This window comes from Agarivorans sp. OAG1 (assembly GCF_037076485.1).
GTDB lineage: Bacteria > Pseudomonadota > Gammaproteobacteria > Enterobacterales > Celerinatantimonadaceae > Agarivorans > Agarivorans albus.
In genome coordinates this window covers 1,761,327-1,778,210 of sequence record NZ_AP028990.1, presented here as the reverse complement: position 1 = coordinate 1,778,210, position 16,884 = coordinate 1,761,327, and the positions used below count along the sequence as shown (strand labels likewise).

Sequence of the window (16,884 nt, the reverse complement as noted above, 5' to 3'; positions counted from 1 at the left end):
CCTTGGTATAGGTGCGCCAAATCCCAGAGATTACTGGGTTAATTTACTGTCGATATAATCTATCGACATTTTCACCACTTCCTCAATAGAAAGTGATGTAGAATCAATAACTAACGCATCTTGAGCAGGAACTAAAGGCGCTACACTACGATTTCTATCGCGGTGGTCACGTTCTTCAATTTCGCTCAAAAGGTGGTCAAAACTAACACTAAAGCCTTTTTCTTGCAACTGATTATAGCGTCGCTGCGCCCGTTCTGCTGCACTTGCATCTAAAAAGATCTTCGCTGGAGCGTCAACAAAAACAACCGTTCCCATATCTCGCCCATCGGCAATCAAACCAGGCTCTTCTCGAAATGCGCGCTGGCGTCGTAATAAAGCTTCGCGTACTCGCGGAAATGCAGCAACTTTTGAGGCGGCATTGCCAGCTGTTTCTTTACGAATTTCCAGGGAAACATCTTCCCCTTCCAAAATGACTAAAGTATTGCCTTCTTTAGCTTCAAATCGCACATCAAGGTGAGCAGCTAAAAGACTTAACGCTTCTTCATTGTCTAAAGCTACTTCATGATGCAAAGCAGCTAAAGCCAAGACTCGATAAATGGCTCCGCTATCCAGAAGTTGCCATTGATAATGCTGAGCTAGCTTTTGGCATAAAGTGCCCTTACCAGAACCACTAGGCCCGTCAATTGTCACCACTGGAACGTTTTGAGTCATGAGTCCTCCATAATGTCCAAAGCAAAATGCGAGTTCTTATCGGGGGATAGATAAGAACTAAAAAATTCGGCGGCATTATACGTGAAAAGCCAGCAATAAGCCTCACTAATTTATTAACAAAAAACAAAATAAACCGAACGCTTATCCCACTTTTAAACAAAAAGCAGTATATCATCTGGATATACTGCTTTTTGTTAATAGTGTCTGCTATTTTTTAGGCGGGGAGCTCTACACCAGAATCTTTGATGCGCGCCAACTTATAGCGGAGTGTTCTAGGACTAATACCCAATTTTTCCGCGACATCCTTACGCTTGCCATGACACGCTTTAAGTGTATCTAAAATGATTTGTTGTTCTTGTTGGCGTAACTCATTACCTAAAGGTTCATTTGCCAGTGAAGACTCAACCACGGGTTCAACCTGTAATGGCTCTAACTGATTTTCTATGACTAAGCAGTCACTATCAATCACATTACCGTTGGCTAGAATTAGCGCCCTTTGCATAACATTGTCTAGCTCGCGCACATTACCAGGCCAGGAGTGATTGAGTAATTTATGCTGCGCACTTAAGCTCAGCTCATAGTTTTGTGCACTATGGCGATTGAGCAAATGCGTCGCTAAAGGCAATACATCACCTTTACGCTGCTCTAGTGGTAGCCAGTTTAAAGGAAATACATTTAATCGATAATACAAATCTTCTCTAAACTGCCCTAGTCTAACTATTTCTCGCATATCTCGGTTGCTGGTAGCAATCACGCGAACATCTAGCTTTATCATTTTACGGCTACCCAAGCGCTCAACTTCGCGCTCTTGTAACACTCGCAGTAGCTTAGCTTGTAAGCCAAGATCCATTTCACTAATTTCGTCTAGCAAAATAGTTCCGCCTTGCGCCTGCTCAAATTTACCAGGACAAGCTTTGATGGCACCAGTAAAGGCACCTTTCTCGTAACCAAACAACGTTGCTTCGAGCATATTTTCCGGGATGGCTGCACAGTTTATAGCAACAAACTCATGTTCTTTACGTGGTGAACAGTCGTGAATATAACGTGACAATACCTCTTTACCCGCGCCACTTGGCCCGCTAATCAATACCGATGCCTCAGAAGCTGCCACTTTCTGGCTTAACTTTAATAACGCTTCGGTAGAAGCATCACCATAAACAGGCTCGCGCTTTTCTACCTTAATAGAAGGTGCATAGCGGCCAACCTGGTTTAACAATACTTCTGGTGAAAAAGGTTTTGATAGGTAGTCAATGGCACCATCGCGCATTGCCGAAACGGCATCGTCAATTTTGGCGTAAGCGGTCATTAACAAAACCGGCGTTTGAGGCCATTTTTGTTTGATATTTTTAAGTAGACTTAAACCATCCATGCCACTCATTTGCACGTCACTCACCACTAGATCAACGGGTTCTTCTGCTAAGACAATGAGTGCAGACTCTGCACTATCCGCTTGTTCACAGTGATATCCCGCTAATAGCAAGGTATCTACCAATGCTTCTCGCAAACCGGCATCATCTTCAACAATAAGGATTGTAGATTGACTCATGGTTATTGCCCTCCTACAGCAAGATCATGATGGTGTGCCTCAGGAAGTGGTAGACGCACTGTAAAACATGAGCCTTTTGAATTTGATTCAAGCTCAATGCTTCCGTGATGCGCCTTCACGACAGAGTTCACTACCGCTAAGCCTAAACCTGTTCCGTTTTGCTTAGTGGTATAAAAAGGTTCAAATATCTTATGTTTGCTCGCTTCATCTATCCCACCAGCGAGGTCTTCGACACTAATGAGAAGCTCCTCACCAGAACAGCTGATGTGTACTTTTAGCTCACTTTCCTTAGCACTTAACTGCGCGGCATTTTCGACCAAATTAGACAAGGCAGACACCAAGGCGTTAGCATTCACTAGAACTTCTGCATGTGGTGCACTTACTACGCAGGACAATTTAACCTGATGTTGACGCACGCAAGCCTCAGTAGCAGCTTGCAATTGTTCTATGATTTGCTGAGCACTGACCTGATTAACCACCATCTTTTCGCCACTTTTTGCAAACAACAACATATCGTTCACTTGTGTTTCTAAGTCATTAAGGCGGTCCATCATTTTATTCTGAAAGTTATCGCGGGCGTTATCCGACAAGGTTTTATTCGATAAATTCGAACCATAAAGCATGGCAGCGGAAAGTGGCGTTCTAATTTGATGAGCTAGTGAGGCCACCATATTTCCTAACGCAGACATACGCTGCAACTTGGCAACATTGGCTTGTAGTTGGCGAGTATGTGTCATATCGGTCAACACAATGAGCTGACCTTGAGTATCTTGTAAAGGCGAGAGACTTAGTTTTACCCGCCTGCCATCAACCAATGAGAGTTCGTGTCCATCATCGGCCTTTGGCGAGAACAATCTTGGTACTGCCTCTAACCAACGTTGTTGCTCTATATCATCTCCCAGCAATTGCTTAGCCACCGGATTTGCCCTAGAGACAAAACCTTTATTATCAAGCAATACTAAGCCCGATGGCATAACGTCGAAAATCTGCGACAAGTTATGCTCAGATAAGCTGGTTGGCTGTTGTTGAAGTTGCACTGAGGGCATGAAATAAGCTCCGCGTCATAAAACCGTTAACAGTGCTTATCAATCAATATTCGTGCCATATAAAAAAGGCTCTGAATTCAGAGCCTTAACATAAGATTAATGCGTTTAGCTATCTTTGTTCAAACCGTACTTACGCATTTTTTCAACCAAGGTTGTTCGCCGCATCCCCAGTTGTTCTGCCGCTCTAGCAACCACACCATCTTGTTGCTCAAGCGCTTGGCGAATTAAATCTACCTCTAGGTCAGCCAATAGCTCTTTTAGGTTAACTCCTTCATCAGGGAGCTGCTGTACCGCTCCCCAGCCTTCTTCATCGAGCTCCTGATCTTGCTCCCCATCAGGAAATAGCGCTTCGGGGCTTGGATCAGAAAATACCGAGGCATCTTCATCGCTAAAAATAGCTAACAGCGCATCGCGTTCAGCCAGCTCAGGGCTGTAATTAGGCTCAAAGGTTTCGGCATCAATATGACGATACTTCGGTGGCAAATCGTTTACGTCGACAATTTGGTCAGGATGCAAAATTAGAAGGCGTTCGACCAAATTGGATAACTCACGTACGTTACCTGGCCATTGATGCTGCATTAAGGACTCAACTGCGCGTTGGGTAAACCTAACCACTGCCGAATGTTCGTCTTCATGACGATTTACCAACTCTTGAAGCAGCAGAGGAATATCATCTTGGCGCTCTCGCAACGAAGGCATTTCAATGGGGAATACGTTCAAGCGATAATATAAATCTTCTCTAAACTTCTCTTGCTCAATCATCCGCTCTAGCTGGCGGTGCGTTGCCGCTACCACTCGCACATTTGCGGTAATCGCTTTACTTCCACCCACTCTCTCAAACTGACGCTCTTGCAGTACACGTAGTAATTTAACCTGCATAGGCATTGGCATGTCACCAATTTCGTCTAAGAACAGCGTGCCACCTTCGGCCAATTCAAAGCGGCCTTTGCGCATAGCAAAGGCGCCAGTAAATGCGCCTTTTTCATGGCCAAACAATTCACTTTCAAGTAAATCGGGCGGAATAGCACCACAGTTAATTGGCACAAATGGCCCTTCGCTGCGTACTGAATGGTCGTGAATAGCTTTAGCTACCACTTCTTTACCCGTACCCGATTCACCGAGAATAAGTACATTAGCCTCTTTAGTTGCCACCTGTTCTATCAAGTGACGAACTTCTTGAATAGCGATACCTTTACCAATCAAGTTCTGGCGTAAGCGCTCACTTTTAGCAGGGCTCGCTTTACCAGGTAGATGAGTTAAGTATGCGTCACAGTGATGTAGCAACTGAGTAAGCTGCTCATAATTAAAAGGCAGATCTAAATGGCCAATAAGGTTAGGTAACACCTCAACGGTGCTGCCCTCACCTACTGTTAAAAATGGACAATGAGGATGTTTAGCAATAATGCTTTGCACATCCTCTAACTGTTTACTGATTAGAACAACTTTATCTGCATTACTCGCCAAAGCACTTAGCTCGTCGGTATTGCACACGTTAAATTGTTGGCCAATAAAACCAAGTACCGTTTCTAGTTGCTTAGCTCTCTCTTGGTCACTTTCACAAACTAAAACGCTATTGGATGCTTGCATCCCTATCCCCTGCAAAAAATAAGCTACCTTGCGACAAACTTATGGCTAGTTACCCTATTAAATGATTGTAAACAGGCGTCAAAAATACGCAAGGCATAAGCAGTAAAAGCGACAAAAATATGACGCAACTTTGATTTATGAATAAACCAAGGCTTACTAAGCCCTGAGATCTTAGATGATGTGTAGAATTAGTGAGCTACTACTATAAAAGTTCGGTGATTTTTCTAGCCAAGTTCATAAATGGAGCATTTATTGCTTATCGTAACAGTAACGGAAGCTTATGATTTGTATAAGTGTTCTATTACTAACGAATATATGGAATCGTTATGTTTGATAATAAGTCTATTTTAATTACTGGCGGCACAGGTTCATTTGGTAAAAAGTACACCAAGACCATTCTTGAACGCTATAAGCCTAAACGCCTCATTATCTATTCTCGTGATGAGTTAAAGCAATATGAGATGCAGCAGCATTTTAACGACCCATGTATGCGATATTTCATTGGTGATGTGCGAGATCGAGAACGCTTAATACAGGCCATGAACGATGTAGATTATGTTATTCATGCGGCAGCACTAAAGCAAGTACCCGCCGCTGAATACAACCCTATGGAGTGCATCAAAACAAACATTCATGGTGCCGAAAACGTAATTAAAGCCGCTATCGAAAATAACGTCAGCAAAGTGATTGCGCTTTCAACAGATAAAGCCGCATCACCAATTAATTTGTATGGCGCAACCAAGCTTGCCTCAGACAAGCTTTTTGTTGCAGCGAATAACATGGTGGGTCAAGGACAGACTCGGTTTGCGGTTGTTCGCTATGGCAACGTTGTTGGTTCCAGAGGCTCAGTTGTTCCATTCTTCAAACAACTCATTGCTAATGGTAGTGACCACTTACCAATCACTCATGAGGATATGACCCGTTTTTGGATTACTCTCCAGCAAGGCGTTGATTTTGTACTTAAAAATTTCAGCCGCATGTACGGAGGAGAGATATTTATTCCCAAAATACCATCGGTGCGAATTGTTGACTTGGCGAAAACCTATGCGCCGGATCTACCGATTAAAATTATCGGTATAAGACCCGGAGAAAAGCTACACGAAATCATGTGCCCTGGTGATGACTCCCATCTCACCATTGAATTTGATGACCATTACGTCATTTGTCCTAGTATCAAGTTTTACAACGATGAGCACAACTACTCGAGAAACCTCATCGATGAAGTGGGCAAACAAGTAGAAGCTGGATTTGAGTACCACTCAGAAACCAACCCAGACTATTTAAGCCCTGAACAAATCTTAGCTTTTGATAAATTGGCAGAGATATGATTCCTTACGGAAAACAGAATATCTCTGAGCAGGATATTGAAGCTGTTGTTGAGGTTCTGCGCTCAGATTACTTAACCCAAGGACCTTGCGTTCCTGAGTTTGAGCAGGCTCTGTGCGATTTAAGCGGAGCTAAATACGCTCTTGCCACAAATTCTGCAACCAGCGCTTTACATATAGCATGTAAAGTACTTGAGGTGGGAAATGGCGATATTGTTTGGACCAGCCCAATTACTTTTGTGGCCTCAGCCAACTGCGCACTGTATTGCGGTGCTCAAGTTGATTTTGTTGATATTGATCCCGATACCTATAACTTGTGCCCTAATGCTTTAGAACAAAAACTAGAACAAGCGAAACAGCAAGGGAAACTACCAAAGGTCATAATCGCAGTGCACATGTGTGGTCAGCCTTGTGATATGCAAGCTATTGCAGCACTTGGCAAACAATATAACTTCAACATTATCGAAGACGCTTCTCATGCTATTGGCGGACGCTATTTAAACGAGCAAATTGGCAATTGTAAATATAGTGATATCACCGTATTTAGCTTTCACCCGGTGAAGATAATCACTACCGGCGAAGGAGGCGCAGCGTTAACTAATGCCCCCCTATTACACAAAAAAATGCAGTTGCTACGTAGCCATGGAGTGACCCGCGACCCGCAATTGATGGATCAAGCCCCTGATGGAGATTGGTATTACCAACAAGTCGAACTAGGCTTCAATTACCGAATGACCGACCTTCAAGCTGCGCTAGGTAGTTCACAATTAAAGAATGTCTTTCCTTGGATAGCACAGCGCCAACAGTTAGCAAAACGCTATACAAAGGGCCTGAGTGGGCTTCCATTAGATTTACCTTTAGAAATAGAAAAAGCGAGTTCAGCTTGGCACCTCTACGTTATCCGCTTACATGACGCCAGCAAACGAAAGCAGCTTTTTGCTCATTTAAGAAAAAATAAAATCAACGTTAATGTTCATTATATTCCCGTTCATCTACAACCCTATTATCAGGCGCTTGGCTTCCAAGCGGGAGACTTTCCAGAAGCGGAAAACTATTACCAGCGAGCAATAAGTCTGCCACTATACCCAGGCTTATCTGACTCACAACAAGATTATATTATGCAATGCTTGGCCGAGGGGCTGCTATGAAACGTATTGCGATTATTCCTGCTCGTGGTGGCAGTAAGCGGATACCGAAAAAAAACATACGACAGTTTCACGGCAAACCCATAATCGCCTATAGCATTCAGAGCGCTTTAGAATCTAAATGCTTTGATCAAGTCGTTGTATCCACTGATTCAACAGAGATAGCGACCATCGCCAAAAGTTATGGTGCTTCAGTTCCTTTTCTGAGGCCAGCAGATCTCAGCAATGACTTTGCTGGTACGGTTGAAGTCATTCAGCATGCGCTCAGGCAACCTTCGATTGAACAAGAGCCAGCTTTCGTTTGTTGTATATACGCAACGGCTCCATTTGTGCAAGCTTCTCATCTACGTAATGGCCTTGAACTGCTAATCCAGCAAGATAGCGATTATTGCTATCCTGTGTGTGAATACCCAAGCCCAATTCAACGCGCCTTAGCCGTGGATAACAATGGCCACATCGCGATGGCTAAACCAGAGGCAGTCGCCACTCGGTCGCAAGATTTACAAGCGCATTACTACGATACCGGGCAGTTTTATTGGGGTACCTACAATGCCTTTATCGAAGCTAAACCCATTTTAAGCTCTTTGGCCAGTCCGTTAGTCTTACCAAAAGGTTCCGTGGTGGATATTGATGACCTAGATGATTGGCGACTGGCCGAATTGATCTATCAGCATCGAATATTAGAGGAAAGCTAAGTGCTTGTGCTTATTCGCGCTGACGCATCACCCATAATAGGCACCGGCCACATTGCGCGCAGCCTAAGCCTTGCCGAGCTTTATAAATCTCTAGGTGCAGAAGTAAAGTTTATTTGTAAAAACTTTACAGGAAGCCTCATAACTCAACTTGAAACACTTGGCTATCCGGTTGAGCGCCTTTCCATTTCTGAACAGTCCCCCTCGCAAACGGGGTATGCCCAATGGCTCGGCGGTACTCAAGAAGATGACCTAGAACAAACTAGGCAGTTTATTCACTCTCTAAACTGCAGACCTGATTTACTGATTGTCGACAACTATAGTTTAAATAAAGTCTGGGAAACCCCATTAAGCGACTATGTAGAAAAAATCATGGTTGTAGACGACCTAGCCAATCGCTATCACGACTGTGACATCCTCGTTGACCAGTCTCCACAACGTAGTGAGGCTGACTACCAAGACTTAGTAATGCCACACTGCCAACTGTTATTGGGTAGTGATTTCAGCATACTAAATCCCTCTTACTTAACATACCGACAACAAGCATCATTCAAGCGAAGATCATACTCTTCGATAAATCGGCTACTACTGAATTTCGGTGGAAGTGACCTAGATAACTTAACCCTGAGAAGCTTGCAGCTATTAGAAAAATCTCAACTAGCCGATGACGTGGTTTTGGATGTGGTCGTCGGAGCTGCTTACCAACAGATCGCTAGTCTAAATTTAGCAGCCCAATCAAGTCGATTCCATGTAGAGGTAAATCAAGCGGTAAAAGATATGCCACAGCGCCAACTAGCGGCCGATATTGCTATTGGTGCAGCTGGTGGCTCGGCGTGGGAACGCTGTTATCTCGGTTTACCGACTATTTGCTTTTGCATGGCAGAGAATCAGCGGGGTAACACTGCAGCTATGGATGCTAAAGCGGTTGCAGTTGTAATTCCTGAGCTTACTCAACAAGAACTCGACCAAGCCTTAGTCACAGTAGATAAACGCTACCAAAGTTTGTCTGCTGCAGCGCAGGCTTTAATCGATGGGCATGGAACAGAGCGCATCGCGTTTGCGGCCCTAACTACCTCAAATAATAAGGGTCGAGCAGTCAAACTCCAGCGAGCAGTTCACGGCGATGCAGAACAATTGTATCAATGGCAATCACTGCCTCAAACCAGACAATATGCAAACTCACCTGAAGCGCCACTTTGGCCAGAGCATCTTAGTTGGTTTGAGCAAGCATTAGACAACTCAGACGAATACATTTTCCTAGCCAAGTCGGGTAAAACTGCTTTGGGCAGTGTACGGCTCACTCGACAAGCTAATCAAAGCATGTTGATTTCCATATACTGTGCCCCCGCATACTATCGCCAAGGCAACGCCTATGCGATGCTAAGGCTAATAAGAATGTGTTTCCCAACGGTAAAACTTGAGGCGCAGGTCAAAGAGAACAACTACGCCTCACAAAATCTATTCAAAAAGTCAGGGTTTCAACAAGTTAAACCAGATTACTGGATCCAGGAGCAAGGATAATCAATGAACGAATTTTCGATTGCAGACCGTCAACTAGGTCAGGCTTTTTCGCCCTATATCATCGCGGAGCTGTCAGCAAACCATAATGGTTCTTTGGAAAAAGCCTTGGACACTATGGTCGCGATAAAAAACGCCGGCGCGGATGCAATCAAAATCCAAAGCTACACGCCTGACACAATGACGATAGATAGCGAGATGCCAGGTTTCCTTATTGAAGACGGTTTATGGAAAGGCCAAAGCCTCTATCAATTGTATTCCAAGGCCTACACCCCTTTTGATTGGCATCAAGCATTATTTGATAAAGCAAAACAACTTGGCATTACCTTGTTTTCCTCTCCCTTTGATGAAAGTGCGGTGGACTTGCTCGAATCACTATCATGCCCAGCTTATAAGATTGCTTCCTTCGAACTGGTTGACCTACCGCTGATTAGCTACGTCGCAAAAACCGGCAAACCCATGATTATGTCAACCGGCATGGCAAGCTTAGAAGAAATATCCGAAGCCGTCGCTTGTGCACGCGACAACGGCTGCGATGAATTAGTATTGCTACATTGTATCAGCGCCTACCCCTCGCCCATTGAGCAAGCAAACCTAAGCAGCTTACAAGGACTTTCCAAGAGATTCGATTGCTTAGTTGGCTTGTCGGACCACAGCATTGGTCATACTGCGGCTGTTTGTGCAACGGCGTTAGGTGCCAGTGTAATTGAAAAGCATGTAACACTAGATCGTAACGATGGAGGTCCAGACTCATCATTCTCTTTGGAGCCTGTAGAATTAAGCCAACTGGTTCAACTAAGCAAACAAGCCCACGCCTCATTAGGTGAAACCAGATTAGAAATACAAAAAAGCGAGCAAGAAAACCTGCGTTTTAGGCGTTCAGTCTATTTTGTTGAAGATCTAGATGCTGGCACAGTAATTGAATCTAAACATTTACGTAGAATCAGACCTGGTTTTGGTCTTCCCCCCAAGGCATTTGATCAATTGATTGGCAAGACGGTAACCCAAGATGTAGTGAAGGGAACCCCGACCTCTTGGGATTTGGTTAATTAAATTTTATATAAAAGGAATGGATATGTCAGAACAAATCAACATACAGCAGATAATGCAAGACTCATCCCAAGACGCAGTTAGCTTTGCAAAAGAACGCTACAACTACGATTTAGATTTTTCTGATTCTAGCGTCACGCTGGTGAATAACATCATAAGTGGCATAGACGCAATCTCAATTGATGACAAAGAGCTTTTCACGCTATCCTACATATTTGGCGCTTACGTGGGCGAAGTCTTTATCAAACAGGTCGGTGGTGCGTGGCTATTTCAAGAGGAAACAGAGGACGAACCGCCACAAACCTTTGTCAAAATTAATGAAAACACCATCGCCTTTCCTAGCAAGGTTTACCACTTACTGATAGGCACGGAAGATCAAGCTTTGGATGAATACTTTGCTGAGCTTGTCGTGAGCCATAAAGAAATTAGCACTCAATAGCCACCCCAGCAGGCTTATCACACAAAGCGTATAGGGTCATAGCATGAAATCAATCACTCGAGACAAAATCTTAGAATCAAACCAAAAGGTACACTCACTGCTGGTTAAGAGCGGAGACTACCAGCAGAGCCCCCACTTCAAAGAGGAAAACCAGGCAAAGGTCCGCTCCATCTTACAAAAGCTAGCCGGTAGTTTGCACAGCACCACTAGAATGGTTGACTTTGGTTGTGGTACTGGCTTCATCATTAACTTGAGTAAAGACCTGTTTGATGAAGTACATGGCGTTGATATAACGCCGGAAATGATGGCGCTAATTGACACTTCAAGCAATAACATAATCTTGACCGAGTCCACGGCTGAGCAGACACCCTACCCAAGCGAGCATTTTGAATTTGCTACCGCCTATTCTTTCATGGACCACCTTGAAGACCTAGAGAACTTCTTAGTCGAGGTTTATCGAGTGCTGCAAAAAGGAGGGGTGTTCTATTCAGACCTAAACCCCAATCGTGAGTTCATACAGGCCATGAGCCAGCTCGAAGCCAATGAAGAAGCCACATCCCCGTTGATGCGACGAGAGCTCAAAGCGGCTTTGCATAATGGAGAACACTATGCCCAAGAGTATGGAATCGACCCGGAAACCTTAGAATGTGCTGAGCCAATTAAAACAGTGGAAAAGGGTTTTTTAGCTAAAGACATTACTAGAGTGGCTAAAAAAGTTGGCTTTAGCGATTGTCGCATTGAACTAGACTGGTACGTCGACCAAGGTACCATCATTCATCAACACTCTAATCAAGCGGCTGAAGAAATCGATAGCTACCTGCGCTCAATTCTTCCCATGTCGGCACATTTATTCAAATACATCCGAATTGTGTTAACTAAGTAATGATCGATAAAAACTTACAAGAGCGCTTCAACCAAGAAGGATTGGTGCTAATTCCATCTGTCTTTTCCGGTACTGAAGTGGCAGCGCTCAAAACAGAACTGCTAGCGGCCACTCTCGAAGATTACGCCGATCCAGTCAAGCATTTCGATAAAGGAATGGTGCACAATTGCATGCTGAGAGGTAAGCATATGTTGGCACTACTGGATAATCCCAAGATCTACAACTGTGTCACCACACTGCTTGATCCTTGCGCCATTATCTATGCTTACCAGGCTTCCACACTGATGGCGAAGAGTAGTAACTACGGAACTCGAATGCATGTTGATTGTCCACGATTCATACCGAACTATATGACTAACCTCGGACTTATACTGCCGCTCGATGATTTTACTTTAGATAATGGCGCGACATACTATCTACCAGGCTCCCACTTAAGCGAAAACATTCCAAGTGAAGACAATTTTTACCAGCAAGCACGAAGAGCAGTATGCCGTAAAGGAGACTTGATACTGTTCAATGCCCGCTTAGTACATGCGGCTGGTGCCAATGATACCGAGCAGGAGCGCTGTGCGCTAACAATCAATTTCTGCCGTTCCTATATGCGTCAACGCTTTGACTTTCCTCGGCTTATGCCAACTGAGCTGATAGAGACTCTAGGCGACAGGGGCAAGCAATTAATCGGTATGAATGTAAGAATGCCCAGCTCTTTGGAAGAGTTTTACCTCCCCGAAGAACAACGACTCTACCGTGCAAATCAGGGTTAAAGTAATGGTAAAGCTAGTAATTTTTGGTACAGGTGATTTGGCTAGACTACTAAGTCATTACGTTCAGCAAGAGCAAGCCTACGATTTAATCGGCTATACTGCAGACCAGCAGTACTGCTTAAGCGATAATTTTGCCAATAAACCAGTGATCGCATATCAAAATTTACGAGCCCACTTTCCAGATAGCGATTTCAAAGTACTGGTTGCTGTCGGATATCAAAGCTTACGCGCCAAAGCTAGTGTATTTGAGAAAGTTAAGGGCGATGGCTACTCACTGGCAAACTTTATCAGCAACAAAGCAATAGTTGACCCAACGACGACTATAGGAAGCAACAACATTGTTTTTCCAGGTGCGAACGTTGAGCCATTTGTAAGTATTGGCGACAACAACATCCTGTGGAATCAATCTCATATTTGCCATGACAGCCACATAGGTAGTCATAACTTTTTTGCTGCTAAAGCGCTTATTGGTGGAAAAACAACAGTGGGTAACGGCTGCTTTCTGGGCTTCAACTCAAGCGTGCTCCAGGAACTAGACGTCGCTGATGAAACCCTACTTGGCGCGGGAGGCACACTAGTAAACTCCAGCCAAAAACACACTCAGTACCTTGGCCTCCCCGCAAAAGCCATAAAGAGTCACAAACCGACAGGCATAACTGTATGAAAACGGTAGCGATCCTCCAGTCCAACTACATCCCGTGGCTGGGCTACTTCTACATTATCTCCCAAGCAGATGTTTTTGTTCTCTATGACATCGTCCAATACACAAAAAATGATTGGCGGAACAGAAACCGTATTCTAAGCAGTAGTGGCCCACAATGGCTGACAGTGCCTGTAGCACATTCAAACTTAGAACAAGCTATTGATTCGGTGACCATAGCTAAGCCCCAGTGGGCAAAAAAACATTGGAGAAGCATTGAGCAAAATTACCGAAAATCGCCCCTCTTCGAACAGTGTCACGCAGGCTTTAAGCAAATATACAACCAGCATTGGGAGCGCTTAACTGACCTAAATCAGGCGCTTATCAGGGAAGCTTGCGACTGCTTGGGCATCTCAACCACGATTATCAATGCGAGAGAGTTACAGCCCAACGGGGATCGGAACGAAAAACTGGTAGATATTTGCCTTAAGCTAGAAGCAAGCAATTATCTTTCAGGGCCAGCGGCGAAGAACTATATTGAGCCGCAGCTGTTTCACGAGCAGCAAGTGCAACTAGATTGGGTAGATTACTCTCCCTTGGCACCGCTTTGCCCAGCTAACAGCGAAAACTTTTCTATTCTTCACACCATATTCAACAATTTGGGACAAGCTAGACAGCTACTCGCTGAGCACTCGTCTCAAAAAATGCGCTAACCTGAGCAATAACCTGTTCTATCTGCTGCTGATCCATATTGTAAAACAATGGTAACCTAACCAAGGTATCACTAACCTGACTAGTGTGCTGGTCAATTCCGAAAAACTCGCCGTATTTAAGTCCAGCTGGAGAGCTATGCAGCGGAACATAGTGAAATACGGCTGCAATTCCCCGCTGGTTTAGATAACCAATCAGCTCATCTCGTAAAGACTTTGATTGCACCCTCAAGTGGTATATATGAGCGTTATGCTGGCATTGTTCGGGAATACTTGGCAGAGTAACTTGCCAACGCTGACTGAAGGGGCGAAATGCCTGGTCATAAGCCTGCCAGATAGCTAGTCTACGAGCCCGCACTTGCTCAAAGAATTGCAATTGTCCCCAAAGATAGGCAGCTTGCAACTCGCAAGGCAAATAACTGCTCCCCAAATCAACCCACGTGTACTTCGCTACGTCACCACGAAGAAAGCGGCTTCTATTAGTCCCTTTCTCTCTTAAGATCTCAGCGCGTTCGGACAGTGACGGGTCATTGACCAATAACAAACCGCCTTCCCCTCCACTTGTGTAGTTTTTAGTTTCATGAAAGCTGAAAGCTGCGAGATGACCGATTGTTCCACTTGGGCGGCCTTGGTAACTACTCCCCAATGATTGGGCTGCATCTTCAATTAAGTAGAGTTGATGTTTTGACGCTAACTCAAGCAATCGCTCCATGCGACAACAAACCCCTGCATAATGAACTGCTACAATGGCACGCGTCTTTGGAGTGATGGCTTGCTCAACTTTCGCTTCATCGAGGTTTAAAGTATCTGGTCGAATATCAACAAACACCACTTTGGCACCGCGTAATACAAACGCATTTGCCGTGGATACAAAAGTGAATGATGGCATGATCACCTCATCGCCCGGGCGAATGTCCAATAATAAAGCAGCCATTTCCAAGGCGTGGGTGCAGCTTGGAGTTAGCAAAGCTCTTTGACAGTCAAGCTTCTGTTCAAACCATTCTTCACACCTCTTGGAAAACGGTCCGTCGCCGGACATTTTCTCTCCATTGAAGACCTGTTCAACAAACTCTAGCTCACTCCCAACCCGTGCTGGTTGATTAAAAGGAATCATTCACATACCTCGCGCTGGCTCGCTTCTAATAGCTCGCAGTCGATAAGGATTTGCTTAAAAGAGCACTCTCGCGTAGTGATTTGCTGGTACTCTTCCCGTGCTAGTTGCTGTTGACTAGCATAGAACTCGCTGTCCAAGGCACATATTTTGGTGTACTCAAACAACTCCTCAATAGAAGCAAAAGAAAACTTATCCTGCACCCACCATGCCACATCGCTATAGGCTCTTGCCAAAGCCGCAACGGGAACGCCGGCTCCCATAGCCATGACGGCGCCAGTTCCCCCCCCCATGCGATCGGGGTTAAGAAACAAGTCAGTACTAGCAATTAAAGACGCTAAATCCGATGTAAACGAGACAAAATGAAAGCGTTCTGGCATGCCAATTTGATACTCAGCAAATTGCTCGGCGTCAGCACCTATCACCACCACATCTATCTGAGAATTGCTACTCAGCAAATTGTGCAGCAAATCAAGGAAACTCTGATCTACTTCCTCACTTATCCTCAAGCCAACCAAGCTGATTAAGAATTTAGCTTCAGGAAAGCCCACACTAATTCGTTCTAATGCTTTATAGGAAAAAGGCTTAGGGTAAGATCTCGAAAGCTCCAGTGCATTTTCCCCGCGCGAATCCACGTAGCCATCCACCGGGTGGTTTAGAAACAATGGCTGGGTAAATAAAGTAAGCGGACTTCCTGAAGAGGTGGGGTGGGTAATTATCGGAAAACTCTCTCCTGCCATTCTTGCCACAGCATCAGCGAAAAGATTGCTATCAGAGACTGACATCAAAAGCTTAGGCGGGGTTTCCACCAGCTTGCTAGCTAGGATGAACTGCTGTTGCTCTTCGATCAATTGATAGAATGGAATCTCAACACCGGAATAAGTAATTCGGTTTAAGGGCAAGCCATTCCTGGTGACGACTCTTTTTTCTGGTAAAAGAGTCACGTCGATCCCCGCCCCATTGTATTCTTCAAGCTGGTTAAAGCCCACCGCTCCTAGAAACATTACGTCAGTTTGCTCTGATGGTAGAGCTGCTAAGTTAATGATACTGACCTCAAAACCCAGCTGAATATAAGTTTTGGCCATATTCAGAGCCAACAAAGTCGGCGCGTGCTTCAAACCAAGGAATTGATTAGTAACTAAGACAATTCGCTGGTTTGAACTTTGAGTCTCACAGGGCTGGCTTGCTGGCTGATTAATCGCCCCCATTAACGCATCATTGCGCTTACGGTGTCGTTCAAGCTCTGCGTAATACTTGGAAAAAACTTTCTTATATACGCGATTTAGGCAGTAATATTTGAACTCTTCTGAAAACATAACTCGGTTTACAAAAAAGAATCTGCATAGCTGCCAATACAGAAACCAATGTTTCTGAACAGAAAGCTCTGCTCTACTGAGGTACTCTACTATCCCCTCTACTGCTTGTTTTCGGTCACCATAAAGTAAGTGGATGGATAGTAAACAAAGATAGAAATCCTCAGACTGATTAGATAAACGTTCAACCTCGGACAGTACAAGGCCAAAAATCCGATTCGACTCATCATTTTCTTGGCTTGACTGCTCATCTAGCTGAGCCAAAAAGGCCTGTAAAGTTTTAGCCACTCGATTCGCCGTCACTGGCCCCGATACACTAGCCATTACTTGCTTTAGAACTTCACTCTGCTCAATCAAAGTGCTCAAATTCATGTAGGGCTTATCTCCGTAGGTTTTAAGAGGGC

Annotated in this window: 16 protein-coding genes; 10 read left to right on the top strand and 6 right to left on the bottom strand. The window is 44.5% G+C overall.

Annotated elements, in window-relative coordinates:
* Positions 1 to 30: 30 nt before the first annotated feature.
* The 4 genes from cmk to OAG1_RS08340 all read right to left on the bottom strand — a co-directional run bounded on the left by cmk (position 31) and on the right by OAG1_RS08340 (position 4,890).
* Positions 31 to 711, bottom strand: a complete 681-nt coding sequence (gene cmk / locus OAG1_RS08355; RefSeq protein ID WP_152781144.1) for a (d)CMP kinase — start codon at positions 709 to 711, stop codon at positions 31 to 33.
* A 214-nt stretch (positions 712 to 925) separates the two neighbouring features.
* Complete coding sequence (locus tag OAG1_RS08350; protein ID WP_338625660.1) at positions 926 to 2,257, bottom strand: sigma-54 dependent transcriptional regulator; 1,332 nt, start codon at positions 2,255 to 2,257, stop codon at positions 926 to 928.
* A 2-nt stretch (positions 2,258 to 2,259) separates the two neighbouring features.
* The gene (locus OAG1_RS08345; RefSeq protein ID WP_338625658.1) at positions 2,260 to 3,303 is read right to left on the bottom strand and encodes an ATP-binding protein; all 1,044 of its coding nucleotides are present in this window, start codon (positions 3,301 to 3,303) and stop codon (positions 2,260 to 2,262) included.
* Between the two features lie 105 nt (positions 3,304 to 3,408).
* Entirely contained in the window at positions 3,409 to 4,890 is a 1,482-nt protein-coding gene (locus OAG1_RS08340; RefSeq protein WP_152781150.1) for a sigma-54 dependent transcriptional regulator, read from the bottom strand.
* A gap of 326 nt (positions 4,891 to 5,216) precedes the next feature.
* On the opposite strand from OAG1_RS08340, the gene pseB reads away from it, so the two are divergent.
* The 10 genes from pseB to OAG1_RS08290 are packed head-to-tail and all read left to right on the top strand — an operon-like array spanning position 5,217 to position 14,059.
* The gene (gene pseB / locus OAG1_RS08335; RefSeq protein WP_338625655.1) at positions 5,217 to 6,218 is read left to right on the top strand and encodes a UDP-N-acetylglucosamine 4,6-dehydratase (inverting); all 1,002 of its coding nucleotides are present in this window, start codon (positions 5,217 to 5,219) and stop codon (positions 6,216 to 6,218) included.
* The gene (pseC, locus tag OAG1_RS08330) at positions 6,215 to 7,363 is read left to right on the top strand and encodes a UDP-4-amino-4,6-dideoxy-N-acetyl-beta-L-altrosamine transaminase (RefSeq protein ID WP_338625653.1); all 1,149 of its coding nucleotides are present in this window, start codon (positions 6,215 to 6,217) and stop codon (positions 7,361 to 7,363) included. The genes pseB and pseC overlap by 4 nt, the downstream gene beginning before the upstream one ends.
* On the top strand, positions 7,360 to 8,055 hold the full coding sequence (pseF, locus tag OAG1_RS08325; protein ID WP_338625651.1) for a pseudaminic acid cytidylyltransferase: 696 nt from the start codon (positions 7,360 to 7,362) through the stop codon (positions 8,053 to 8,055). Before pseC ends, pseF begins: the two co-directional genes overlap by 4 nt.
* The gene (gene pseG / locus OAG1_RS08320; protein ID WP_338625650.1) at positions 8,056 to 9,573 is read left to right on the top strand and encodes a UDP-2,4-diacetamido-2,4,6-trideoxy-beta-L-altropyranose hydrolase; all 1,518 of its coding nucleotides are present in this window, start codon (positions 8,056 to 8,058) and stop codon (positions 9,571 to 9,573) included.
* A 3-nt stretch (positions 9,574 to 9,576) separates the two neighbouring features.
* Positions 9,577 to 10,623, top strand: coding sequence for a pseudaminic acid synthase (gene pseI, locus OAG1_RS08315; protein ID WP_338625649.1), 1,047 nt, complete (start codon positions 9,577 to 9,579; stop codon positions 10,621 to 10,623).
* Positions 10,624 to 10,645: 22 nt separating this feature from the next.
* Complete coding sequence (locus OAG1_RS08310) at positions 10,646 to 11,059, top strand: hypothetical protein (RefSeq protein ID WP_338625647.1); 414 nt, start codon at positions 10,646 to 10,648, stop codon at positions 11,057 to 11,059.
* 43 nt (positions 11,060 to 11,102) lie between these two features.
* Positions 11,103 to 11,942: a methyltransferase domain-containing protein gene (locus OAG1_RS08305; RefSeq protein WP_338625645.1), complete on the top strand. Its 840-nt coding sequence runs from the start codon at positions 11,103 to 11,105 to the stop codon at positions 11,940 to 11,942.
* Positions 11,942 to 12,706, top strand: a complete 765-nt coding sequence (locus tag OAG1_RS08300; RefSeq protein WP_338625643.1) for a phytanoyl-CoA dioxygenase family protein — start codon at positions 11,942 to 11,944, stop codon at positions 12,704 to 12,706. Before OAG1_RS08305 ends, OAG1_RS08300 begins: the two co-directional genes overlap by 1 nt.
* Positions 12,707 to 12,710: 4 nt before the next feature.
* Positions 12,711 to 13,370, top strand: coding sequence for a hypothetical protein (locus OAG1_RS08295; RefSeq protein WP_338625641.1), 660 nt, complete (start codon positions 12,711 to 12,713; stop codon positions 13,368 to 13,370).
* Positions 13,367 to 14,059 carry a WbqC family protein gene (locus OAG1_RS08290; protein ID WP_338625639.1) on the top strand — a complete coding sequence of 231 codons (693 nt, stop codon included), beginning with the start codon at positions 13,367 to 13,369 and terminating at the stop codon, positions 14,057 to 14,059. Before OAG1_RS08295 ends, OAG1_RS08290 begins: the two co-directional genes overlap by 4 nt.
* On the opposite strand, the gene rffA is transcribed toward OAG1_RS08290, so the two are convergent.
* Positions 14,016 to 15,170 carry a dTDP-4-amino-4,6-dideoxygalactose transaminase gene (rffA, locus tag OAG1_RS08285; RefSeq protein WP_338625637.1) on the bottom strand — a complete coding sequence of 385 codons (1,155 nt, stop codon included), beginning with the start codon at positions 15,168 to 15,170 and terminating at the stop codon, positions 14,016 to 14,018. The genes OAG1_RS08290 and rffA overlap by 44 nt on opposite strands.
* The gene (locus OAG1_RS08280) at positions 15,167 to 16,852 is read right to left on the bottom strand and encodes a hypothetical protein (RefSeq protein WP_338625635.1); all 1,686 of its coding nucleotides are present in this window, start codon (positions 16,850 to 16,852) and stop codon (positions 15,167 to 15,169) included. The genes rffA and OAG1_RS08280 overlap by 4 nt, the downstream gene beginning before the upstream one ends.
* Positions 16,853 to 16,884: the final 32 nt, after the last annotated feature.

Excerpts from the sequence above, each read along its gene's own strand:
- OAG1_RS08280 (WP_338625635.1), bottom strand. The coding sequence starts at position 16,852 with ATGAATTTGAGCACTTTGATTGAGCAGAGTGAAGTTCTAAAGCAAGTA.
- pseB (WP_338625655.1), top strand. The coding sequence starts at position 5,217 with ATGTTTGATAATAAGTCTATTTTAATTACTGGCGGCACAGGTTCATTT.
- pseF (WP_338625651.1), top strand. The coding sequence starts at position 7,360 with ATGAAACGTATTGCGATTATTCCTGCTCGTGGTGGCAGTAAGCGGATA.
- OAG1_RS08350 (WP_338625660.1), bottom strand. The coding sequence starts at position 2,257 with ATGAGTCAATCTACAATCCTTATTGTTGAAGATGATGCCGGTTTGCGA.
- OAG1_RS08345 (WP_338625658.1), bottom strand. The coding sequence starts at position 3,303 with ATGCCCTCAGTGCAACTTCAACAACAGCCAACCAGCTTATCTGAGCAT.
- OAG1_RS08340 (WP_152781150.1), bottom strand. The coding sequence starts at position 4,890 with ATGCAAGCATCCAATAGCGTTTTAGTTTGTGAAAGTGACCAAGAGAGA.
- OAG1_RS08310 (WP_338625647.1), top strand. The coding sequence starts at position 10,646 with ATGTCAGAACAAATCAACATACAGCAGATAATGCAAGACTCATCCCAA.
- rffA (WP_338625637.1), bottom strand. The coding sequence starts at position 15,170 with ATGATTCCTTTTAATCAACCAGCACGGGTTGGGAGTGAGCTAGAGTTT.
- cmk (WP_152781144.1), bottom strand. The coding sequence starts at position 711 with ATGACTCAAAACGTTCCAGTGGTGACAATTGACGGGCCTAGTGGTTCT.
- OAG1_RS08300 (WP_338625643.1), top strand. The coding sequence starts at position 11,942 with ATGATCGATAAAAACTTACAAGAGCGCTTCAACCAAGAAGGATTGGTG.
- OAG1_RS08305 (WP_338625645.1), top strand. The coding sequence starts at position 11,103 with ATGAAATCAATCACTCGAGACAAAATCTTAGAATCAAACCAAAAGGTA.
- pseC (WP_338625653.1), top strand. The coding sequence starts at position 6,215 with ATGATTCCTTACGGAAAACAGAATATCTCTGAGCAGGATATTGAAGCT.
- OAG1_RS08290 (WP_338625639.1), top strand. The coding sequence starts at position 13,367 with ATGAAAACGGTAGCGATCCTCCAGTCCAACTACATCCCGTGGCTGGGC.
- pseI (WP_338625649.1), top strand. The coding sequence starts at position 9,577 with ATGAACGAATTTTCGATTGCAGACCGTCAACTAGGTCAGGCTTTTTCG.
- OAG1_RS08295 (WP_338625641.1), top strand. The coding sequence starts at position 12,711 with ATGGTAAAGCTAGTAATTTTTGGTACAGGTGATTTGGCTAGACTACTA.